Consider the following 22780-nt stretch of genomic DNA (forward strand, 5'->3'; position numbering starts at 1 on the left):
TCGGTCCTTGCCATTTTAGCGGCGAGGCCGGCAGCTTCGGTGGACGCGCTGGACGCCGAACACTATCCTAAGCCGCCATGTTCCACCTCCACTGCACCAAGAAACTGCTAGATCGGATCAAACCCGAGATCGCTGAGCCCGGACAAAGCGACACCGCCCTGGGCAATTGGTATGCCACGGTGCTATTCTGGAAACCGCAAGTCGCTTTGCTGGTTTCTGAGCGTACGCTGCTTCCCGTTCTTATGCCGCTGGCCCCAGCGGCCACGCTTGCTCGAAGATTCCCTGGCCAACTCGCGCTCGTCTTGAGAGAGCACGGAGTGCCGTCCGAATTCATTGCCCAGGAAGTCTGGCGGATGGACAAGGTCCAGTACGCAAAAACTGCGAACCGGAGCGTCGTGGGCATCCTCAATGAGTTCGTTCGACAAGCCGAGTTCTGGCTGGCCGCTTATGCCTATGAAAGGGGCGACGATGACGACCTCCTGGCGATTTCCGCCAAGCTAGCAGAGACACCATGTAGTCCGCTGTACACGGGCCCGATTTCGCCGGACAAAGCCCTTCACGAACTCGTAAAGGCTGGTGTGCAGGCATGAGCCTGCTGGCCGTCAACTGCGATCGGAGATCCTACAGCACTCGGACGGAAACCCAGCCCATGCGGTCAGACAGGATCGGGCGGCAGATCGACGATCCGGAAAACAGCCCCTGTTCCAGCATCACGGACGAGGTCAACGCGCGCGCCATCCCAATGATAGTCGAGGTGCCGTCCCTGAAGGGGGATTGACGCGCAGTCAGGGTAGAAGAGCGCGACGCATTCTCCATCTGGATGCCGGATGCTCGGGTAGACAATTCCGTCCGATCCCGCGCTCTGGAGGTGCCGCGCGAGCGCTTGAGATGCGGCATAGGCGTCGGAATCGAGCGCCTGAACCGGCTCGCCTGCCAGAGGACGAAGATCATGCAGTTCTGCATCGACGGACATGACGATTTCCCGGAACTGCGAAGTCCAGCCAGGTGCTTGCCTAGTCCGTGCCATGAAGCGGGCATGGTGGTGGATCGTCTCGAACAGCGCGGTCTCGAACCGGTCCCCAACATAGAGCACGCCGTAGCTGCCATCGGTAAACCGGCTTGGCCGGTCGGTGCTGACATGGGTGAATGGCGCCATGAGGTAGGAGGCCCCGTTACCGCCGACGCGGCGATCGACAGGTACGAGGTCGAGATTGCCAATCGTCGCCATGATGCGGGGATTGGTCTTCTGCTCTGCCGAGATCAGTAGCGGCCAGTCGGCAGGATCAGCGATGTCTTCGAACAGGTCGATCGGCGGAAAGGCACTGCGGATGATCCTGACAGCGCCCTTCCACTCAACTCGAGAAACTGGGATATCTGCCGCTTCGCTCACCAGCCACCGCGCTCGGCGTCAAGATAGCGACGCACCCGCATGATGTCGGTGAGTTCGCCTCCAAGCATCACGTCAAGAGCACTGCCGCCACCGAACACGTCGTTGTTCGCCCTGATCCATCCATAACCACGGGCCGCTTCCGAGAAGATGATCCGAAGCGCCTTATGGATGCCCATAAGGTTGGACAGACGAGCACGCCCATCACGCGAAATGCGCCCGGGACCTTCCGCCTTCCATCGGCGATAGGAGCGCACCGGCATGTCGAGCAGGGTTGCCGCCTGCTCGTCGGTCAGTTCCCATTTGCCAAACAGATTGAGGACTGCCCGGAACATGGCAGATGCCTCGTCCTGGGTAATCGGATCGGGCCGGAAGGCGGTAACGGCAGTATCAACGGGTTGCAGAGCCAGCATGGCATTTCTCCATATGGCATCATATATTCTGAATAATGCCATTTGGCAAGTGGCTACGCCGATGATGCCAGTTTCGCAATCACGCTCGCTGCGCCATCGATCGGCACGAAGAGCCGTGTCTGGTAGCGGATGATCTCGGTAAAGCAGCCTTGGGCCTTGTACCAGTCGAGACGGGCTACGCTCCAACCGTTCAGCTCAATTCGCTGTGAGCCGTTGACCAGGCTGCGTTTGACCACGAGCTTCTCGCGGCCCGCGAATTCCATGGCGCGGCCCGTCGCCAGGACGGTCTGGACAATGTCGTCGGCGGAAAGCGTCTGTTCCCGTTCGAGACCCAGCGCCCGGCACAGTTCGGGCACGCAATGGACGGGAACTTCACGGCCTAGCAGCGAACGACCATCCGCCGCCAAGATGCGGCTCACCCTCACGAAATCCGAAGGAAGCTTGTCCCAGACCGGCAACAGGAGGCCCGTCGCAAGATAGAGGTGCTCGCGCCTGTGGCTGGTTTGCGCCTCCGCGACCTCGGTTGACCAGGCATCGCGGAAGGCGTCGATGGCAATATCCTCCCAGCTGCTCTCGGCCAATTGATCCTCGGTGATGTGACTGCGCTTGAGCGGGCGCAGCAATTCGAAGCGGGTCACGCGCGTGCCGTCATCGGCAAGAATGCTGCGAGCAGGCACCAGCAATGCGACCCGTTCTGAACGGGCATTCCGCACAGGCCGCTGCCGCTGCCCAGCAATGCCATGAAGCTCCTCGAGCTGCTTGAGCGTGAACGGCTTCAAGGCTCTGGCAATTTCCAGTTCCAGCAGATGGGTGGTTGCGCCAGAGGCCGGATCGGTGCGCAGCAGCGTGTCGGACAGGACCGTGAAGTCCTCGACCGCGATGGTCTCAAGGCCGAGATCGAGTGTGCCGGCCTGCCGGGCGGCACCGATGCGCGCCTCGACCAATCCCATGAACTCATCGAAGATCGCATTCTGCAGGGCGATGGGAAGCGCAAGGATGCGATTGAGCCACCGCTGGATCGAAGGCAGGTCATCTACCATTGAACCGTCAGGCCCTTCGATCCGGATACCCGTCAGTTCCTGAAAACGCCCGAGACTGACCGCTTCAAGCTTGCCGGTGAACAACAGCCCGAACCAGCGATGGAGCGCCTCCTTCGCGTAGATGCTTTCGAGATTGTCGGCCGGATCAAACAGGTTCTGGCCGCCGGTCTGGCGCTGCCCGCGCGTCAGAGCGCCAAGACTGTCCAATCGGCGCGCGATCGTCGAGATGAAGCGGCGCTCGCCGCGCACGTCGGTGGTCACCGGCCTGAACAGCGGGGCCGATGCCTGGTTGGTGCGATTGGTCCGGCCAAGCCCCTGGATTGCGGCGTCGGCCCGCCAGCCCGGCTCGAGCAGAAAGTGGACGCGGCGGGCCTGGTTCTTCGCCGCCAGATCGGCATGATAGCTGCGCCCCGTTCCCCCGGCGTCGGAAAACACCAGGATCCGCTTGGCGCCGTCCATGAATGCCTGCGTTTCAGCCACGTTGGCACGCGGCGACCGGGATTGCAGCTTCTGACGACCATCGCGGCCGATGATAAGCCGGCGCGACCGGCCGGTCACCTCCGCCACCTGGTCGACGCCGAAGCGTTCGATGATGGCATCGAGTGCTGTGGCGATCGGCGGCAAGGCGCAAAGCTGCTCAATCATCCGGTCGCGCGCCACAAGCGCCGAGCGGCACAGCACCGGTGCGCCTTGCTCATCGCTCATGGGCTCGGACCGCGGATTGCCGTTTTCGTCGGTAAACACCGCCATCAGGCGAACAGGAAAGCTCTTGGCGAGATAGTCGATCACATATTCTTTGCAGTCGCAGTTTATGTCGAGCGTGGCGGCGGGAGGCGCAGGTTTCCTTCGGTTTTCCATGAATTCACTCCAGATAATTACAGTTCCTTCGACCTCAACAAGTCGAAGGAACCAACATGCGATCAAGATCATCATTGCCGTTTCGAGCGGCCCCGCTCCGGGTCGAAGACCCGCCCAGTCACGGCACCCTTCTCACCACATTCCTCTCCTCTCTGTCGCTCGACGAGAAGTCAGGCTGTGCGGTTCTGTATGGCGCGGCGGTCCGCCATTTCCTGCATTGGCTGGGCCTGCATAGGATCGCCATCCGCACGATTGACGATCGGGCTGTCCGGCGGTTCGAGAAGCATCGGTGCCGGTGTCACCGGTATTCGGCGCAGCAGCCAGTATATAAGGCGGACATTGCAGCGCGAGTCAGACGCTTCGTCCGCTTCCTGGAAGATCAAGGCTACGTCGAAGTCGACGACGGGATCGACGATCTGCCACGGCACCTCGCCGACTATTCCGATGCGATCGATCGCCTGCAACTTGCCGAGGGACCGGCACAGGCCTATCGGTCCGAGGCCGAGCATTTCGTGGCCTGGCTTCGCATGGCGCGGCGCCAACGGATCGATATCGATGACACGATCATCGACCACTATGCAGCGCATGATTGCCGATGCCCGGTCTGGCGCAAGCGGGGCAAGCTGGTCGCAACGGGCACCAAGCGGCGGCGGCGATGCGCACGGCACTTCGTCGAGTTCCTGCGAGGCCGGGGCGCCATCCCATCGGTTGAACCGGTGGCGGACGATGACCCGCACATGTCGGCTTACTTGGCATGGCTCAAGCAACACGGCGGCGCCACGGACGAGACGATCCGGCGCTACCGGACCGATATCAGACGGCTCATGCCAATGCTGGGCGAGCCTTCGCAATGGGATGCCGCCGGACTCAGGAGCGCATTCCAACGACGAAGCAAGGAGACGCCGGGGTCGGCATCGCTGCTCGTCACGATAATGAGGAGCTGCATCCGGTTTCTGGTCGTGCGTGGCGAGTGCCGGCCGGCATTGTTGCATGCAGTTCCATCAGTACAGCGCTACCGCCTTTCGACGCTGCCGCGCCACGTCGACCCGGCAACGATCGAGAGGATCATTGCGGCCTGTCCGACAGATCGTCCGGTGGAAGTCCGGGACAAGGCCATCATTCTCCTGCTCGCCAGGCTCGGCCTGCGGGCTGCCGATATTCAGAACATGCGTCTCGACGACATCGACTGGCGATCCGGCCACCTGACGGTCAAGGGCAAGACGCGTCGCCCGGACCGCCTGCCATTGCCGCAGGATGTTGGCGACGCGATCCTGGCATATCTTGCGGCAGCCCGCCCGAAGGCCGCCGAAGAGCATCTGTTCCTGCGTGCACAAGCACCGTTTCGGCCATTCCGCTCGTCCGCTGAGATAGCGGGCATCGTCGCTCGTACGCGCGACCGCGGTGGGATCGAAGGAGTGCCGACCGGGTCGCACATATTCCGGCATTCGCTTGCCACCAACCTGCTGCGCGCGGGCGCAGGCCTGGAGTCCGTCGGGACCATCCTGCGTCACAGCTCGCCCGAGACCACTGCCATCTACGCCAAGGTCGATCTGCCGATGCTCATGAAGATCGCGCAGCCCTGGCCGGGAGAACAGTCATGCTGAACATCCACATTTCCAGATACGTGGCGCTGCATCGCAGCCTCGGGCTGAAGTTCTCTGAACAGGAACGCATGCTGCGCCTGTACGCCGCCTACGCCGGGGGTTTCGGCGATCGGCACACTCAGGTCCAGCGCATCTACGACTGGTGCCATACGTCGAGCTCACAATATGTGGCCCGCCGGAGGTTCGACACCGCACGTAACTTCAGCCTTTTCGCTCACGCCGAAGATTCAGGCCACGAAGTTCCGCCTGCCGGCGTCTTCGGTCGGGGCAAGCGGCCACGCCCGACGCCGACCATCATTGAGCCGGACCAGGTGCGGGCGATCATGACTGCTGCATTGGACGTTCCACCCCAAGGCACGATCAGCCCACACACGTACCATTACCTGTTCGGGCTGCTGGCGGCGACAGGTCTCCGGATTTCCGAGGCCCTCGCATTACAATGCAAAGATCTGGTCGAGGATGGCCTGATCGTCCGCAACGGCAAGTTTGGCAAGCAGCGGCTGATTGCCTTGCAGCCATCGACGCGCCAAGCACTCGAAGCCTATCTCGCCCTCCGCGAGAAGCACGCGGCCAGGGGCAACGACCTGTTCGTCACTATCCGGGGACGGGCACCGCACAAGGTGCGCGCCCACGTCGTGTTCGTCAGATTGGCCCGGCAGCTCGGATATCGTGGACCAACCGGTACGGCGGGCATGCGACTCCACGATCTGCGGCACACCTTCGCTGTCCGTTCCCTTGAGTCCTGCCCACCTGACAGGGAGGCCATCGCTCACCACATGGCCGGTCTCAGTGTCTATCTGGGACACGCGTCGGTCGCCAACACGTACTGGTATCTCGAGGCCACTCCGGTGCTGCTGCGCGACATTGCGGCTGCGAGCGAGCAGCTTTACCGGGGAGAGGCGGCATGACGGCGCTCGCTCCGCATCTCTCGGCATACCTGCGTGAGCATCTGCCACGCGAACGTGCTGTCAGCCCGCACACAGTGAAGACTTATGCGAACTGCTTCGTCCTCCTCGTTCAGTTCGCTGCCGATCGGCTGAAGCGTCGGCCGACCGATCTTGAGATCGAGGATCTCGGCCCCGACATGATCATGGCTTTCCTGGACCATGTCGAGACCGGGCGCGGCAGCTGTGTGCGGACCCGCAATGGCAGGCTCGCCGCGATCCGGTCCTTCTTCCGCTACATCGAGTATCGGATTCCGGCCTGCCTGGATCTGGCCCTCCGCGTCAGATCGATCCCGACCAAGAAGACCGACAAGGCGCTGATCGACTACCTCGACCGGGCCGAGATCAAGGCTTTGCTCGATGCCCCGGATCCCCGGACACGCCTTGGCACCCGCGATCGCGCGATGCTGCATCTGGCCTATGCCGGCGGGCTGAGAGTGTCGGAACTCGTAACGCTGCAGCTGCGCGATTTCCCGGACCGCTCCCTGTCCACCGTGCACATCATGGGCAAGGGTCGGCGTGAACGGGTCCTGCCGCTCTGGAAAGAGACCCAGTTCGTATTGCGCGCGTGGCTTGCGATACGGCCCGACGCGCAAGCTGCCGAGATATTCCTCAATGCCAACGGGCAGCCCATGACCCGCGACGGATTTGCGTTCCGTTTGGCCGAGCACGTCAAGACCGCGGCAACGAAGCAGCCGTCGATCCTTGGCAAGCGGGTTACGCCGCACGTGCTGCGGCATTCCTGTGCGATGCACACGCTCGCGGCGACCGGGGACATTCGCAAGGTTGCATTGTGGCTCGGCCACGCCAGCATCCAGAGCACCGAGACCTATTTGCGCGCCGATCCCGAAGAGAAACTGCAAATCCTCGCGGCTCACGGCGCACCCGCCATCAGGCCCGGGCGCTTCAAGCCGCAAAGCGACGATCTACTATCAATGCTTCAGGAAATACGTGCAGGAGGTCATGTCAAAATTTGACACAGGTCCGCATCGCAGTTCGAAGCGCCAGTGGCGCTCCCGCCAACAAAGCTTCGCCTTCGAGGCGGCCGTTGATGCGTAGCATAACCGAACCGTTTTGACGGAGAAGCATCGGAATGAGTTGGGAACCAGTGAGGTTGGCCTGCCAAAACGTGCTCTGAGCGTTCGCGCGGCCGGTCGGAATGTCAATTAATCGACCAGCAAAATTCCATGTAACCGTAACGCGCGGCACCGTCGCGGGCTTGTTAAGGAGCATGGCCATCATGGGGCGGTTGCCTTCACAAAACAGGCTAAACGACTTGATGTTTGGCGAAGCAGCTACATCGACATAGGCCATTGGGGCGCGTCCTTGGACCGGCACGACCTCCCAAGCAGTCCCAGGCAGCGGCACTGCGTCCTCAGGTGGGCTGTCCATAAGCAGGCGAGCAATGTCCTGGGGCACGGGCAAGCGGCCTCCTTGAGGCGCATAGACCGTCAACTTTCCCTTTTCCCAAAGGCCAATTTGAACAGCACGGCGATTTGCATCAAGCAAAACATAGGCTTGCTCTACACCGCCTTGATGCGGCGTATTTCCCGTAACCCAATAGAGAGATCCTTGTCGTTGGAGACCGGATATCGCCGAAAGATTGCTGGCCAGCAGGTCTATTTTGCGGCCCAAACGCGAACGTATCGCGTCAGCTATCGGACCACTTGTCAAAAGATCTATTCCGTTGGGATCGGAATCACTTTGGAATTTTCCTATGGAACTCGCAAGATTGGTCCAGGCTAGCGGCGTCGGTTTTCCCAAGACTGGCCTTGCTTGCAGAGGTGCTTTTGAAGCAGCAGATGCCGGCCCAGACCCCTTGCACAAGAGCAGTGGGGATTGCGACACGAGCGCTGACTTGAACGGATCCAGGCGCTGTCCAGGCGCGACGTCTGCTTCAAGGCGGACTACGCCTCGCTTTTCGTCGTCATTGACCGTCAAGATCACGCGTCCGAAATCGTTGGCATTGACAGGAAAAGGAAAAAAGACCGCGCTAACCTGTCTTATTCACCGCGGCGGGTGAGAGGGTTGGCGGGAGTGGCGTAAGCGATTGCTTTGCAGTAGGAAAATGGGTGTCTAGACCAGTCCTTCAGCGAGGCAATTTATGCCACGGACCACACCCGCCGGGAGCGATGATAGCGCACCGGGATTTTCGTTTCCAGCGGTTGGCGGCAAGAAGGTCACAACCGCGTTCGACGGTGGCCGGCTGACCTCTGACGGCGGCGTTCTGCTGCTGGCGCAGGCCGAGCGCGCGATGGGGATCTGCCGGCAGCTTGCTGCGTGCATCGCCGATCCGCGTGACCCGACGCGGGTGATCCATCGCCTCGATGACATTCTGCGTGCCCGTGTGTTCGCGATCACGTGTGGCTATGAGGACGCCGATGATCTCGATGCCCTGCGCGACGATCCGGGCTTCCGCCTGGCGCTGGGCAAGTTGCCGGGATCGGGCGCGGGGCTGGCCAGCCAACCGACGATGAGCCGCTGGGAGAATGCACCGACCACGCGTGAACTGGCCCGGATGATGGTCGCGATGATCGGCGTTTACTGTGCCAGCTATCCGGCCCCACCGGCGGCGGTGACGCTGGATATCGATGACACGTGTGATGTCGTGCACGGCTATCAGCAGCTCTCGTTCTGGAACGGACATCACGGTGAGCGCTGCTTCCTGCCGATCCATGTGTACGATACCGCGAGCGGGCGGCCGGTGGCGATGCTGCTGCGCACTGGCAAGACGCCGTCGGGTGCCGAAGGTGCCGGCCACATCCGGCGCCTGGTGCGTCATATCCGCCAGCACTGGCCCGATACCCACATCACCATCCGCGGCGATGGGCACTACGCCCGTCCCGAGATCATGGCGTTCTGCGAGGCGGCCGGGGTCGATTACGTGTTCGGCTTGCCGACCAACGCCGCGCTGCGGGCCGATCCGGCCATCGTTGCCGTCGCCGATGCCTGCGCGGTCAAGCGGGCCCAGGCCCAACATCCGGTCCTGCGCAACTATGTCGAGACCCGCTACGGCGCCAAAAGCTGGAAGAGCCAACGCCGCGTCGTCGCCCGGATTGAGGCCAGCACGCTGGGCATGGACATCCGCTATGTCGTCACCTCGCTGACAGAAGGCTCGCCCGAGCACATTTACGACACGCTCTATTGCGCGCGCGGCCAAGCCGAAAACCTGATCAAGCGCCACAAGACCCAGTTGGCCAGCGATCGCACCTCGTGCCGCTCGGCCAATGCCAACCAGATGCGCCTCATCCTGCATACCGCCGCCTACTGGCTGATGTGGCGCGTCCAGCAGGCCATCCCCAAGGCCACCTCTCTGGCCACTGCCGAGTTCGCAACGCTGCGCCTGCGGCTGCTCAAGGTCGCCGCCCGCGTCATCGAGACCGCCTCGCGCATCCGTGTCGCCTTCGCGTCAGCATGCCCCGACGCCGGCGTGTTCAAAGCCATCGCCACCAGTCTCCGGCCAGCGCCGACATAGCCAGCGCGGCTGTGCCGCACAAAGCCCGAGCCATCGCCCATCAACCTCGAAAAGCCATCGGTTTTGCTGCGGCGAAAAACGCCGCCGAAACCGCGCGCCCGGATCACGCGGCCACCGACACATCAAACCCGGCACGCCCCAGTGCAGCGGGCTCATGAATAAGCCGGGCTAATGCCTTCATAGGTCGGGCCAAGAAACGAAGCCGCGTACTCAAACCGGGTGCTTTTTACAGTCTGACCAGACGCTTTGAAAGTAAAACCGGTTTCGTTGATCTCAAGGCTCGCCCCTCGAGAGCAATCGCCACGCGGCGCATACGAGCCATAGCTTCCTTCGAGATCCATGCCCTTCAATGACGTCAATGTCACTGCGCCCGCGACGCCGGGCAAGCCCAGAAAAATCCCTGCGAGAAAAACGGTAATGGAGCGCTTGGGCAGTTTGCTCGGCATGGCAGATCTCCATGGCGGACAGCCTTGCATTGGGACCTCGATTGAAAGCGACGAACGACTGCCTCCGGGATTCTCTACAACCTGCACCATTCCAGCGGTGCCGACAATCCTAACGGCCCCAGCATTCAACCTTTTCAGGCAATTATCTGGAGTGAAATCATGGAAAACCGAAGAAAACCTGCGCCTCCCGCCGCCACGCTCGACATAAACTGCGACTGCAAAGAATACGTGTAATGTTGAGCTCAACATTACACATATTCCCGCGGGGACAGGTCGATCTCCAGAGCTTCGCGTTCCTCGTTCGATAGGTCCGCAAGTCGACGGTCGAGCATGGCTTCTGCCGTCGAGACCAGTTGCACGACCACGGCCTGCCCTTCGGCAATCGTCGTATCGATCGCGGGCAGCAGGCTTGGGAGCTTCATCGATAAAAGCAGCTGCGCGAAGAAGCGCTGTTCTGTCTCATCGCGAGGTGTATCATTTGCGGTAATAGATTGATAAATCACAAGGATTCCCTGTCCGGGCTAAGAGGGCGCATTATTAGGCCGCGCTCTGCTCGGAGGGGCTTCTCTCTCTGGCCGCAGCAGCCTCGTTGATGACCGGCAGCACTCTCCCTCTGGCCACCGGGAAGCGGGGGCCGTGATGGGCCAAGTGGGATCAGGCCGGGTTGTCGGGGTCTTCAGGCCGCAAGCGAACCGGACGCCGTGCGTCCACGAGCTGCCGAAGCAACCCGGCGTTCTGTTTTTCCGCGCGCTCCAACCGGCTCTCCGCCTCGCGGGCGCGTCGAAGCAGACCTGCATTTTCGGTCGCCAAGGATGCGAGCTGGCTTTCAAGATCGCGGATCTTCATGGCATCCGTGCGAGCGGCATCCTCCCGCTTTTCGCGAACGGCGGTGCGCGCGGCAGATATCGCGCGGATGTCTTCGAGTATGTCGGTATGGCCGACGTAGAGAACATTGCGCCCGACGCCGGCTTCGCGTGCGACCGCAGCGGCGGTGATGGGCGCCGAAGATGTGCTGGAGGATAGCGCCTCGAGGGCAGCGCGCAGCTTGGCCTTTGTCCGAGCGTGGCGACGCTGCTGCGGTGTCGGGGCTTCAACCTCCCCCATCGGCAAGGTCCGTTTCATCGAGCATCGCAAGGAGGCGTTTGCACTCGTCGGCGCGCGACATCGCCAGCGTTCGGCTCTCCAGGTCGAGGTCGCTCCTTTCGAGAAGGGCAAGGTTCCTGCTCAACCGTCCCGCCCATATCGGCCGATGCTTTTCGGTGATGACGAAGTTGGCGCAGGTGACACAGACGCTCTGGGTGCGAAGCACGGGATTGGGTTCGCGCTCGGACCCAAGGCACGCCGAGGTTTCTCGCCGATAGAGGCAGTAACCCCAGTCGCAGACGCCAAGGCGCATATCGGTTTCGGCCAGAAGTTGCGTAATGTAGGCGTCAAGGTCGCCACCCTGAGTGCGACCGCGGAACGGGGAGCGCTCCGCGAGCATCTTGCCGGCCTTTCCCGCGAGCCGGGGGGCGACCAGAAGATCCTCAAGCGCCGTGCGCGTATCGGCCATGACCTGGTCATCGATCAGCTCCGCCAGATCGAAGTCGGTGCCGACGTAGCTGCGGTCCGTCATGGCGCGGGTGATGTGACCAAGGTGTTTGCTGAGCGCCGCCAGCGCCGTACGATCGCGGCGGCCGACGAACCGCGCGAACGTCTTGCGCCCTTGATGCGAGGTCACACGCCAGCGCTCGCCTTCATGTTCCGGCAGATCTAGCATCGGGATGAAGCTCTTGTTCAACCGCATATTCACGGCAGCGATGCTGACCGTGTGGATAGGCAAGGCCGATGCTCGCAATGCGGTGCCGGGTTTCTCCTGCACCAGCCACAGTTGCCGCCCACCATGGATTGCCCGCCAGAGCGCGGATAGCTGATCAAGGACAGCGATGGCTCGGACGACAGGATCGGGAACCACCCATCGGTGCGCAAGCCCCTCGGGACCCGGCGCGCCTTTGCGGATGGCCCCTGTCAGATAGGCATAGGCCTCACCGTCGTCCCCCTCATGCCACTCGATGCAGCCTGTTTCGAGGGCGAGGATCTCCGATGCTCGGGCACCCACCAGATATGCGATGACGATGAAGCAGGCGTCATAGAGCCTAAGGATACGATCGTTCAGCCCGTCGATGGGCCTGTGGGTCAGTGTCTCGGGCCGGCCTGGACACATCTCTATGGGCGGCTGCGATCGGAGATAAGCCGAGGCTCGGTATGTTTGTGCGTCATACGTGCCCCCCTGCTGCTTGGCTTCATCATAGATTGCCTGCGCCGCTTCGCGCATTTCGATGATCTGGTCAGCGGGCTCGCCGATCAGATGGAGCGCAGCAGATATCAGCGGGACCGCGACCGCATCCGGCGTATGCGGCTTCTTCGTCCCGTCGTGCCAGGTGCCGAGGCGTGTGAGCATTGGCAACGGTTGCGGCGGAGCTTCCGCCAGCTTGAAGCGCTGCTCATAGAAGGCTCTGATGATCCTGTGGTAGTTGCGTACGGTGCTATAGGAGAGCCCGCGTTCGCCGAAGTCGTAGAACAAGCGCTCGATTGCCCGGCGGTCAAGCCCGGCCCAGCTTTCAACCCGGTTTGCCACCATCCACTGAAGGACGACACGCAGATAATCTGCATAGCGGGCAAGAGTATGGAGCGCGACCGCTTTGCGGCCGTCAGGTGGATCGGCATGCAGCGACCAGATGAGCTGCTTGGCCGGCTGTCGTAGTCGACGCCATTTATCCTCGTTGAACCGGCTACCGTCCGGCATCCTGAACGACCAGTCGATCCTGAAGGCATGATCCCGATGGCCCGGCACATCACGGGCGAGTTGCCACTGATCGTCGGCAAAGTCCGATTCCGGGGATACGCGGACCGGAAGGCCGGGCGTTGCCGCGATCTGTGGAACGATGTTCATTCGATATCCGGTAATGCGGGAAGGCTGTCGGCGAGCTGTTCGGCATCCTTGTGCAGTTTTGCCGGGAACGCAGGCAGCAGATCCTGCTCAAGAACGCGCAGGCTCGGGGCGTAGAAGATATTCCACCTCTCGGCATCGATCCGATCCCGGGATGCCAGTAAATGGCGGTGAGCCTGAACAACGCGCGCGCAATGGTCGATATCGAGCGGAACGATCAGGCCAGGACATGTAAGACAACCACCCAGGTGCCGACAGACACGCTTGCCGCCCGCGCCATCGCTCTCGACCGGCATCATGCAGCGGTGCCCGAACAAGGCCGTCACGGCGCCTGGACCGGGCAGCGACGTATCACCTTCTTCCGGTTCCGGCGTCATGACCCAGGCGACCATCATCCGCTGGAGGCGGACAATGGTCTCGCGCTCAAGCCGACGCGCTGCCGGTCCTTCCACATAGGCGTCGGTCGTCACCGGGTCGCGATGATTGAGGATGGCGGCCGTCGCCAGGAGATCGCCACCCGAGGCCAGGTAATGCTGTGTCGCGACACTCCCTCTCAACTGGCCCGGTGAGAAGCGAGGCAAGGATCGCCGAGGGCGATCGGGATGATCGAGATTCCATTTGGCGATCCTCCGGTTAGCTCCCTTTATGAACCGATCGAGACGGCCGAGGAGTGTGCTGAACGAGATCAGCCCGGCAGGACTGCCATGCTGCCTTTGTGGTGCGCCCGTCAGATAATATACGAGGAAGAGACGTTCGCGATGCTGGTCAGGAACGTGGAGCACGAGGGGCGCCGTCATCGCCAACAGCATTTCAATGAGGCGCGGCGCGGAGCGCGGCCGTCGAACATCGAACGAGCGGCGCTGCATCTTCGGATTGGGCGCGGTCTTGTGCTTTAGCCACTCGACCAGCACCCGGTTGTCGTCGATCGGGTGAGCGACAAGACAGTCGCGGCGGATCTCGCGAAGCGGGTCCGGGTTGGCGGCGAGCTGGATAGCCAGGGCGATATAGAACGGAACGACCGTTCGCGTGGTCAGGTGATAATGCTCCGCGATGCCGCTGCGCCAGCCCCAGCGCAGAAGCCGGCTGTGCGGCACGCGAGCTTCCTTCAACTGGTTCCAGGTCGGCGCAAGACCTCCTGTCAGGCGATGAAGCCGCCAGATCGCGCTGTCCAGGCTCTCCCCGCGTTCGGCACGCGCAGGCGCCTCTGCCGCAGCGATAATCACCTGTCCCCGCTGGAACGTCGCCCATGCGGCATCGATCTCTTCGTAACAGGCCATGAGGATGGCCTGCAGATCCTCCTTCGACAGTCGCGCCTTGGAGTCATGGTGGCGACTGCCGGGAACCGGATTGTAAGGGATCGCGAGAGGCGAACCGAAGAGGTGCGGATCAGCCTGCTCGGCACGCTCGAGTAGCGGACGGATCAATGCCAACTGCGTGGCTATCGTCGGCCGCTTGAGCCGTTTTCCTGCCTCGTCGGGTCGGGCGAGGAAGGCCAGATAACGCTTCATCGTGCCGGCATTCACCTGAGCGGCGCTGGTCACGCCCTCGCTCGCGAGGAACCCGGCGAAGCGGCGCAGCGCACGCCATCGGGTCGGGCGCGTGCGAACCGTTGTCCCTGCATCGTTCAGGCGGAAGGCGGCCATCAGCGGACCCACCATATCTGGTGGTAGAGACAGCGTGGCGGGGTCGAAGCGCTGCACGCTGCCATCGCGAGCATCGCGGAAGATGACGATCTCTGTCGAGGCGACGGGATCGGATGTCGCTGTCGGGCGCCGGATACGCCGATCGAGTTTCCGGCTATTCGGCATCGGGAATGAGTTCGCCGTAAAGCCATGCAAGGCTCTCGGAGAGATCGCGTTCGTGGACCTCGACACACCGCAGATAAATGGCGGTCGTCGCGATCGAGCGATGACCCATCAGCACTTGCAGGACCTTCAACGGATTGAGATCGGGGTTGTCGCGCGCCTGCTGCTGAAGGCGCGCCAGCATCACCATCGCGAACGTGTGCCTCAGCCAGTGGAAGCTGCCCTTGAGCTTGGCGTCGGCGAAGCCTTTGGCGAACAGCGCCGTGAGCCGTTTCGGCGATAGAGCCGTCCCGTGGGTCGTGAGGAGAAGATTGGCAGGTGGCTGATAGCGCCGGTCGCGGGCACGGGCGCGGCGGACAACGCGCGCGCGGTCCTCGCCCGCATACCAGTCGGTGCGGTCGATCAAGCGGATCGGCGGATAGACCGTGCGGGGGCGGTCCCCCTTGGTGATGCGCAGCGGGATGCCGACGAGCGGCTGATCTTCGGCGGATAGCTGATGGCTGTCGGGCACCATGTCGAGGGTCATCCCGCAGATTTCCTTGCGACGAAGCCCCGCTGTAAGAGCCCACTCGGCCGCAAGGTGCGGCGTAGGACCAAGGTGCGCGAAGAGCCGATCGAGTTCGGCGGCACGCAGCGGTCGCGGCAGCTTCTCGGGCTGCGACAGCGTCAGCATATTGGTCGCCGCAAGACGAGGACCATGCCCTTCTTCCTTGAAGGTCACGATGACGCGCTCGCGCCGCCGGAAGGGAAGCTCGCCGATCAGCCCCTCCTCCAGCGCCCATTCATAGAAGCGGCAGACGCTCATTACGCGCGCATTGATCGTCGCCCGCTCATAGGCCCTGTCCGTGTGCGAACTCGGGTTTGCGATCATGCGGTCGCGATATGCGCCGATGACGCCTTCATCGACCGATTGCCAGTCAAGATCGGACTGCTCGAGCGTGTCGAACCAGTCGTAGATGTGTTCGGCGTAAGTTCGCACCGTATCTGGCGCGCAGCCGCGAAGCGAGGCGTGCTCCAGCAGCCACGCAAAGGCCGGTTCGATGATCGCCATCCTGGCATCGAACAGGATCGGGAACCCGAGAGGTATTCCCGGCACGCCGGCGACAGCGCGGATAATTGAGACCATGGCGCGCGTCTCCTCCGCTCATGAGGATCGAGAACCACTATAGCAGAATGAAGACACTATAAGGTCGCGCGTGCGATGCGTAGATCACTATTCAGGGTAGTTAGCGCGCCTCATGATGCCATGAGCGGGCGATAGTCAGCGTCGCCACCCATTTCCTCGGCCCAGATGGCCATCCTAAAATCGTCCAGCGTGAGGCCGCATTCTTCCAGCATCTGCGCGGCCAGCAACGGATATTCCGCAATCGCATCCGCAAAGTCATCACGATGGCCGTAATAGTGGTCGTGCCAGCCCCACCGATCGTCTTCCTGCTTCGAGGGATCGCGCTCGATCACCAGCAAGGAAGCATCGAGGCGTAGCATCGCGGCAAGCAACTTCTCGCAATGATCGACGTCGAGCGTTTCCCTGGGGCCGTGCTGCCCCTGATAGCCCACCGACAGGTTGGTACATTCGGGTATAAGGCCCGCATATTCGTTGGTGTCGGTATAGACGCCCGTGTCGTCGGGTCTGTAGCGGAAGCCCGGGTTCAGGCCGTTGAGCGCGGACGCCAGGCTAATCGCAAAAGCGTCCGAGCATGTCCGCCCGTAGCTTTGATGCGTGATGACGTCGCCCGAGCCGGCACGGTCGAAGGCGATGGCCGCATCGATATCCTTCAACAGGTCCGGCGTATGGCGCTGGATCCAGCGGGAACCGAGGCAGCCTTGCTCCTCGCCGCGATGGAACAGGTAAAGGCCGGGCCGGCCTGCCGCGATCATGTTGAGCATGATCCAGACACCAGCACCATCATCGGCGCCAAGCGACATCCCGGCCTTGCCGTTGCACAAGCCCGCGATTCCGAGCTGGTCGATGCCCACGTCCTGCTGTCCGCCGCGCGCCGCCACCGTGTCGACGTGGCAGCTCCACATCACGTGAGGCTGGTCGCCGATAGCGATCATCCGATTGCCGAAGGCGTCGGCCGTCATGCCGGGAACCCGGTCGAGATACTCCCGGCAGAAGGCGCGTTCGATCGCGCTGTCATGAGGCCGGGCCCACGACAGGATTTCGAGCAGGCCGGTGCGGCCCGCGACATCATGGTAGATCATGGGATCAGGCTCCTGCGAGGGAAGCGGCTGCCGCCAAGTGCGGCGCCGTCATCGCGATGGCGGGAAGGAAGTTTTCGGGGGTGCAAGGCGACTGATCGAGACCACCTTGCGAACAAGCAGCATCGCCCGGCTCACGGACATCGTGCCGAAGTTCTTCGAGGCGGCGCCGCTCTGCCTCGTCCCGCTCGCGCTTCAGCCGCGCCTCTCGGGCTCGCTCTCCAGCGGCTTGCCATTTGGCAACCTCCGCATGGATCGCCGCCATTTCTTCGTGGAACTGCCGGTAAGCAAGGATATGGGCATTGGCGAGAGCGGCATCGTCATCGTCGAACGGCTCGGGAAGCTGATCCTCCGACAGCCATTCACCGTGATATTCGGTGAGATCCTCTATGTGGAACCATTCGGCGGAACCATCGCATTGGCGACAGCAGCCGCTGACCCACCATTCGCAGCGATCTTCGAGATAGACGGCGCCAAAATCCCCCGCATCCTCTTCAAGGACAGTATGCGAGGCATTGTCGGCATAGACGGTGACGAAGGTCTCGACGTCGCTATAGGAACGCTCGTTGTGGTCGCAGAAGGTCGTATGGTTGTTATAGCAACTGTAGCACCACTCTTCAGATGAGCCGTCGGCGTAATAGACCTCGTCATGCGACCTGGTGTCGTCGTCGCAGCGCGGACAGTACCAAGGGCTATGACCCAGCCCATTGGTGTTCTCGGACGAGATGCTCCCGCGGCCGACAACGAGGTATTTGCCATCGTCGGCGAGGTCGTCGCCTGCATCGATATACGGGACGACGAAGTTGTCATCATCCTCGATCCGCCGAACGCGGGCGCCGTTCAGACCGCCCTCGGTGTAGCCGGCGTTCTCGAGGAGCAGCCTCAGACGCGAGACGTCGCCATAAATGCTCGTGTAGATCTTGCGGCTCGGCCAGACGATGCTGCGGGCCTTCGCATCTTCGCGGGAACCGATATAGGCGAGCGCCGTGTCCGGACCGGCATAGACCCGGACAGGATGGCATGAACTTTCGAAGTCGCTCGCCTCATGGGCCATGCAGCTGCTGGGACCGCCGACATAGACGTCTTCGATTTCGTCGGCGTCCTGGGTGATCTTGAGGGTATCTTCCTCCAACTGCACCGACAGCCTGGCGCACCAACCCTCGATCGCATTGTTGTCGAGATGGTCGGAGAAGAAGCGATTGAGGTAGCGACCGGGCGACATCACCAGCTGGCGGTCGATCTGCCCCTTCGCTGCGTTTTCGGTGAACGCGATCTTCCCCGCCTGCTCGGTGGAGACGTGGCAAAAATGCTCGTCATGCCGTGCCTGATACCAGGGCTCGTCGTGCCAGGGGGTCTGCGCGTAAGTGCCGTCGGCAAAACGCAGCTTCTCGCGGACCTGCCAGTCGATATCGTCCGCACACGATCCGGCGACCGCTATGCGAAGTTGGGATTCGGGCGAGCGTTGGAGCAGTCGTTGCCGAGCAGCCTCGGCATCTTCGAACGATGGCCAGAGATATTGCTGGTCACCGGTCGGCGCCAAGCAGAACTCGATCGTTATCGGCCGCCACTCGGTAGCCGAGTGCGGATACAGGATTTGGAACTGTGCCATGGGCGTGACTCCACGCAGCCGCGCGCGGTCGCGCGGGCTGGATTGATTGATTGAGATTGCGGGTGGTTCAGCGCGGGAGCGGCAGTACGACCTTGACTAAGACGCCGGCGGCGCTCCCTCGGTTCGCCTCAGGCGGCTAAGCGATGGCTTCCATGCGTCGCTGCGCGACGCGAGGGACGGGCCGACCACCGCCAGCTCTTTGGGTTAGCGCGGCGGTCGGCCCGCCCCTCATCGCGACCAAAGGAGACAGTCTCTCGGAGAGGACCTAAGCGCTGCTTGGTTCCCTCGAAGATCGACAGCGCCGCGGACTTGGCACCGGAGTTGAGCGTCCCCCCGGTTTCACCGTCGACGATCCGTGTGGCTTCCAGTGCTTCGCTCAGGTTGGCGTGAATGATCGCTTATCGCGAGGTCGCGGTAATGCGCAGGAACGCGGCGAACGCCCGTAATACCGGGGAACATTTCGCCACGTCCTTCACATTATTTCATAGGGTGTCGAGCCACTCTATCAGACTGGCATCCCGTTTCCACGACGGTGGCACGTTGCTCGCCACTGGCGCACCCACTTGTTCCAGCGCCTTGCGCTTGGTCTCCAGATTGGCCTGTGCGTAGTGGTTGGTGGTATCGAGGCTGACGTGCCCCAGCCAACTGCGGATGACGGTGATGTCCACCCCGGCCGCGACAAGGTGGACGGCGGTCGCGTGCCGGAAGCTGTGCGGAGTCACATTCTTGGTCAGAAGCGACGGCACGGACTTGGCAGCTTCTTCTACATAGGCGGCAAGTTTGAACCGCACTCCCGAAGCCCCCAGCGGCTTACCGTATCGATTGACGAAGATCCGCTCGTCTGGCGCACGCGGGTGGCGTTCCAGCAACTTCCTGAGCAACGTCACAGTTTCCGGCCAGAGTGGGCAGATCCGTTCCTTGCGTCCCTTGCCATAGAGGCGCGCGCAGTACGGCGCATCGAACCGGATCGCGTTGGAACACAGATCGAGGGCCTCCTGGATGCGCGCGCCGCTGTTGTACAGGAATGAGAGCAACACATGGTCGCGCATCCCTACGAGGGTCGTCCGGTCGGGCCGGGCGAGGATCGCCTCGACCTCGCTCGGCTCGAGATAGCAAGGTGCTGATGTCGGTTCCCGCTTGAGCGGGACGGTCAGGACCTCGGTACATTGCGCGACGTATTCAGGATCTTTGTCTGCCACGAAGCTGAAGAAGCTGCGGATCGCGGCAAGACGGCAGTTGCGTGTGCCGATCGTGCCCCCGCGCTCATGCTCGGCATGGTGAAGGAACGCGCGAACCTCTCCGGCCGAGATGTCGGCCAGTTTGATCCGCGCGACGCCGCAGCCATTTCGCTCCGCGATGAACCGCAGGAGCAGCCGCCAGGTGTCGCGATAGGATCGGATCGTATGGATCGAAGCACTGCGTTGCTCGGCCAACCATTCCTGGAAGAACGCCCGCAACAACGCGGGGAACGGATTGCCCTTGGTCATGGCCGCACCTCCATGGTGAGGCATCGGGCACCGACGGCACGGAACCGCTCGCTTGCTTCCTGCAGCAGGTCCTGCGTGACAGTGATATAAACCAGCGTGGAGTGGATGTCCCGGTGGCCCATGTAGGTGGATAGGAAGCGCAGTTTGTCCTGCGGATTGACGCCAGATCGATACCATTGGAGGATTCGGTTCACGACCATCGAATGGCGCAGGTCATGAACGCGCGGCCCCGTCCGCCCGGATGGGGGCTTGAACCCGGCGCGGCGCATGACCTTGGTGATCATCGTTGAGACCGACACCGGGGTATAGCGATCATTGAAGTGCTCGTGCCAGAAGAGCCCGGATTGGGGATTCTGCGGCGCACCAGCGCACCGCCTTTCATCGATATAGTTGCGTAACTCGGCCACGACGCTTGCGTTCAGCGGCAAGATTCTGGTCTTGTAGAACTTCGTTTCCCGGATCGTGATTGTGCCCGATTGAAGGTCAACATCGCCCAGATCGAGCCCAGCGAGTTCGCCGCGGCGCAGTCCGGCACAATAGGCCAGGACCACCATGGTGTAGAGAACCATCGGCCGCAGCGGCGCATCCGGTGACGGATAGGACCGGGCAGTGTCGAGCATCTGCTGAACGTCGGACGGGCTAAAGATATGGGGCCGCCGATGTTCACGTGCTACTTCCCGCTCCAGCCGGGCGTTGAAGCGTTTCGGTGGGATGCTGGGATCAAGGCGATACCGTGCCTTGGTCAGGAGGCGCCCGAGCTTCTGGCATTCAGCCGCGTGATTGCGGGTTGGTTTGGCCGCTTCCCAGCGCGCCAGCATTGTTTCAAGCGACGCTCCGGCAAGTTCGGGATTCGCCTGAAGGAACCGATCGAACCGTAACAGCCAGTGAGCCTGCGTCTCATACTGGTAGCCTCGGCTGCGCATCAACGCGACATGATCGCGCATGAAGTTGCCAAGAACGCTGCCGTAGGGCGCAGGCCGTCGCAATGCGGAAAGGGCCTCGTCGGGATTGGCCGAAGCCAGCGCCCGCCAGATCGGCTTGTTCTGTTTGACGTTGTACTGAGTGCGCAACAAGGCGATGGGGTTGTTGGCGATCAGCCCGATTTCAACGAGGTGGTCGAGGAAGCGGTCGACAATGCAGACCTGGTTCAGCAAAGCCGAGAGTCGCCAACGCTTTTCCATGTCCTTCAGCCAAGCCTCCAGCATTGGTCGATCTACTGCTGTATGCCGCAGAGCGGCTTCCTCAAAGCTGCGGAGGAACCAGCGATAGGTGGGTCTGCTTGCCGGCCGGAACTGCGATATTTCCAAGAAGGCGTCGATGACGGTGTGTTCGGGATCGTGCCAGGCGCTCATGACAGCACCTCCGATCCGGGCACTTCGAGCGCCACGGCTCGGAGATCGGCCAGCTTGAGATAGGCGTTGGTGGATTCGGTGGATCGATGCCCGAGTACGTCGCCGATGATCTTTTGCGGAACCGACGCCCGCAGCAACTCGACCGCCCGCGCGTGGCGGAACACATGCGGCCCTCGTTTTCCTGGCAGCTCGACGCCTGCAGTTGCCAACCGCCCGCGGATCATGCCGTACAGGTTCGTCATTGCGATATAGGGTGCGCAGGATCGGACGAAGATTTCCCGCACATCAACCTGGGGGCGACCAAGGCGCAGATAATCGAGCAGCGCCTCACCAACCGGCGCCATAAGCGGCATGTAGGAGTAAGCATTGGTCTTCGTGTGACGGATGCGCAGGGATTCTTCGCGCCAGTTTACGTCCTCAAGCCGAAGGCGGCAGATCTCGCCTTGTCTCAGACCGTATGTGGCAAGCATTTGAAGGATCGCATAATCGCGCAGACCCCGCGGCGATCCGTCCTCCTTCGTCGCGGCCAACAATGCGGCGATTTGGCTTTTATCCAGCGTGGAGGGCACATCTTCGTAGGCATAGAGCATAGGGCCGATGATGTGAGGTGTGAGATCGGACGGGATGCGCCCCGTCCGGTGGAGATAGCGGACCACCGAGCGGAGCCGCTCAGCGACATCGGCCAATGATTTGCGCCGTAAGCCAGGCGCGCGCACGTCCATGTAGAGATCGACGTCCACGATACTCAAAGCTTCGAGGCTGGCAGCACCGCCGCGGTCGAACTGCCATCGCAGGAAGTTTCGCGCCTCCCACATCAGCGCCTCAATGGACGCGCTTGCCAAGCCGCGCTCCTCACGCAGCCATGCCTCGTATTCGAGGCAAATTCCATGTCGATGCACGGCGTCGGGGCCGATCATCTCTGCATCCGGTGGCCATTTGCCTTGAGCAAGCCGAAGTAACTTGGCGATTACGGCGCGTGGCAACATATGCCATCGCGCACTGGGAGGTCGGCCGTACTGGACCTCAAAATCCTGAACCGCATAGCAAAAATACTGATCGACCTGTGCCGGCGTCACCGTCTCGACCGGCATGTCGCACTCGGCCAGATAATCGAGGAATGCGCGGGCGTAGAGACGGTGGTTCGCCACGACCACGGGGTTGTAATTCTGGATTTCGAGAAAATTCGTGATTTTGGCGATCAACTCGTCGTGCAACTTCAACATGCTTGC

At 62.1% G+C, this 22780-nt stretch carries 20 protein-coding genes; 5 read left to right on the plus strand and 15 right to left on the minus strand.

Going from position 1 to position 22780, the window contains the following annotated elements; translation table 11 throughout:
- Positions 1 to 77 precede the first annotated feature (77 nt).
- Positions 78 to 590, plus strand: a complete 513-nt coding sequence (locus F1640_RS02565; protein WP_036527722.1) for a DUF6933 domain-containing protein — start codon at positions 78 to 80, stop codon at positions 588 to 590.
- A 65-nt stretch (positions 591 to 655) separates the two neighbouring features.
- Here F1640_RS02565 and F1640_RS02570 read toward each other — a convergent pair whose 3' ends face one another.
- Genes F1640_RS02570 through F1640_RS02580 form a run of 3 tightly spaced genes read right to left on the minus strand, consistent with a single transcriptional unit; the run spans position 656 to position 3545 of the window.
- Entirely contained in the window at positions 656 to 1390 is a 735-nt protein-coding gene (locus tag F1640_RS02570) for an RES family NAD+ phosphorylase (RefSeq protein WP_073977370.1), read from the minus strand.
- Positions 1387 to 1800, minus strand: a complete 414-nt coding sequence (locus F1640_RS02575) for an MbcA/ParS/Xre antitoxin family protein (protein ID WP_073977369.1) — start codon at positions 1798 to 1800, stop codon at positions 1387 to 1389. Before F1640_RS02575 ends, F1640_RS02570 begins: the two co-directional genes overlap by 4 nt.
- Before the next feature lie 53 nt (positions 1801 to 1853).
- Entirely contained in the window at positions 1854 to 3545 is a 1692-nt protein-coding gene (locus F1640_RS02580) for a strawberry notch C-terminal domain-containing protein (RefSeq protein WP_255530440.1), read from the minus strand.
- A gap of 209 nt (positions 3546 to 3754) precedes the next feature.
- Between F1640_RS02580 and F1640_RS02585 the strand changes: the two genes are divergently transcribed.
- The 3 genes from F1640_RS02585 to F1640_RS02595 are packed head-to-tail and all read left to right on the plus strand — an operon-like array spanning position 3755 to position 7223.
- Positions 3755 to 5302, plus strand: coding sequence for a tyrosine-type recombinase/integrase (locus F1640_RS02585; RefSeq protein ID WP_194917580.1), 1548 nt, complete (start codon positions 3755 to 3757; stop codon positions 5300 to 5302).
- Positions 5296 to 6210, plus strand: coding sequence for a tyrosine-type recombinase/integrase (locus tag F1640_RS02590; protein ID WP_019053427.1), 915 nt, complete (start codon positions 5296 to 5298; stop codon positions 6208 to 6210). The genes F1640_RS02585 and F1640_RS02590 overlap by 7 nt, the downstream gene beginning before the upstream one ends.
- On the plus strand, positions 6207 to 7223 hold the full coding sequence (locus tag F1640_RS02595) for a tyrosine-type recombinase/integrase (RefSeq protein WP_019053426.1): 1017 nt from the start codon (positions 6207 to 6209) through the stop codon (positions 7221 to 7223). Before F1640_RS02590 ends, F1640_RS02595 begins: the two co-directional genes overlap by 4 nt.
- Here the strand turns inward: F1640_RS02595 and F1640_RS02600 are convergent.
- Entirely contained in the window at positions 7213 to 8193 is a 981-nt protein-coding gene (locus F1640_RS02600) for a hypothetical protein (protein ID WP_255530178.1), read from the minus strand. The genes F1640_RS02595 and F1640_RS02600 overlap by 11 nt on opposite strands.
- Positions 8194 to 8350: 157 nt before the next feature.
- On the opposite strand from F1640_RS02600, the gene F1640_RS02605 reads away from it, so the two are divergent.
- Positions 8351 to 9721, plus strand: a complete 1371-nt coding sequence (locus tag F1640_RS02605) for an IS1380 family transposase (RefSeq protein ID WP_066763960.1) — start codon at positions 8351 to 8353, stop codon at positions 9719 to 9721.
- 152 nt (positions 9722 to 9873) lie between these two features.
- Here F1640_RS02605 and F1640_RS25065 read toward each other — a convergent pair whose 3' ends face one another.
- From F1640_RS25065 to F1640_RS02660, 11 genes are all read right to left on the minus strand, one after another.
- Positions 9874 to 10167, minus strand: coding sequence for a hypothetical protein (locus tag F1640_RS25065; protein WP_255530179.1), 294 nt, complete (start codon positions 10165 to 10167; stop codon positions 9874 to 9876).
- Between the two features lie 248 nt (positions 10168 to 10415).
- Entirely contained in the window at positions 10416 to 10670 is a 255-nt protein-coding gene (locus F1640_RS02615; protein ID WP_194917582.1) for a hypothetical protein, read from the minus strand.
- 151 nt (positions 10671 to 10821) lie between these two features.
- On the minus strand, positions 10822 to 11289 hold the full coding sequence (locus F1640_RS02620) for a hypothetical protein (protein ID WP_139139449.1): 468 nt from the start codon (positions 11287 to 11289) through the stop codon (positions 10822 to 10824).
- Complete coding sequence (locus tag F1640_RS02625; protein ID WP_070158095.1) at positions 11258 to 13099, minus strand: hypothetical protein; 1842 nt, start codon at positions 13097 to 13099, stop codon at positions 11258 to 11260. The genes F1640_RS02620 and F1640_RS02625 overlap by 32 nt, the downstream gene beginning before the upstream one ends.
- Complete coding sequence (locus tag F1640_RS02630) at positions 13096 to 14904, minus strand: hypothetical protein (RefSeq protein ID WP_070158094.1); 1809 nt, start codon at positions 14902 to 14904, stop codon at positions 13096 to 13098. The genes F1640_RS02625 and F1640_RS02630 overlap by 4 nt, the downstream gene beginning before the upstream one ends.
- Entirely contained in the window at positions 14894 to 16027 is a 1134-nt protein-coding gene (locus F1640_RS02635) for a tyrosine-type recombinase/integrase (protein ID WP_070158093.1), read from the minus strand. The genes F1640_RS02630 and F1640_RS02635 overlap by 11 nt, the downstream gene beginning before the upstream one ends.
- A gap of 110 nt (positions 16028 to 16137) precedes the next feature.
- Positions 16138 to 17106 (minus strand): M28 family peptidase, encoded by a 969-nt coding sequence (locus F1640_RS02640; RefSeq protein ID WP_070158092.1) that lies wholly within the window; start codon positions 17104 to 17106, stop codon positions 16138 to 16140.
- Between the two features lie 4 nt (positions 17107 to 17110).
- Positions 17111 to 18712, minus strand: coding sequence for a hypothetical protein (locus tag F1640_RS02645; RefSeq protein ID WP_070158091.1), 1602 nt, complete (start codon positions 18710 to 18712; stop codon positions 17111 to 17113).
- Between the two features lie 482 nt (positions 18713 to 19194).
- Positions 19195 to 20199: a tyrosine-type recombinase/integrase gene (locus F1640_RS02650; protein WP_194917584.1), complete on the minus strand. Its 1005-nt coding sequence runs from the start codon at positions 20197 to 20199 to the stop codon at positions 19195 to 19197.
- The gene (locus F1640_RS02655) at positions 20196 to 21551 is read right to left on the minus strand and encodes a tyrosine-type recombinase/integrase (RefSeq protein WP_194917586.1); all 1356 of its coding nucleotides are present in this window, start codon (positions 21549 to 21551) and stop codon (positions 20196 to 20198) included. The genes F1640_RS02650 and F1640_RS02655 overlap by 4 nt, the downstream gene beginning before the upstream one ends.
- Positions 21548 to 22774 (minus strand): site-specific integrase, encoded by a 1227-nt coding sequence (locus F1640_RS02660; RefSeq protein WP_194917588.1) that lies wholly within the window; start codon positions 22772 to 22774, stop codon positions 21548 to 21550. Before F1640_RS02660 ends, F1640_RS02655 begins: the two co-directional genes overlap by 4 nt.
- Positions 22775 to 22780: the final 6 nt, after the last annotated feature.

Source organism: Novosphingobium sp. NBM11, from assembly GCF_015390225.1.
Taxonomy (GTDB): Bacteria; Pseudomonadota; Alphaproteobacteria; order Sphingomonadales; family Sphingomonadaceae; genus Novosphingobium.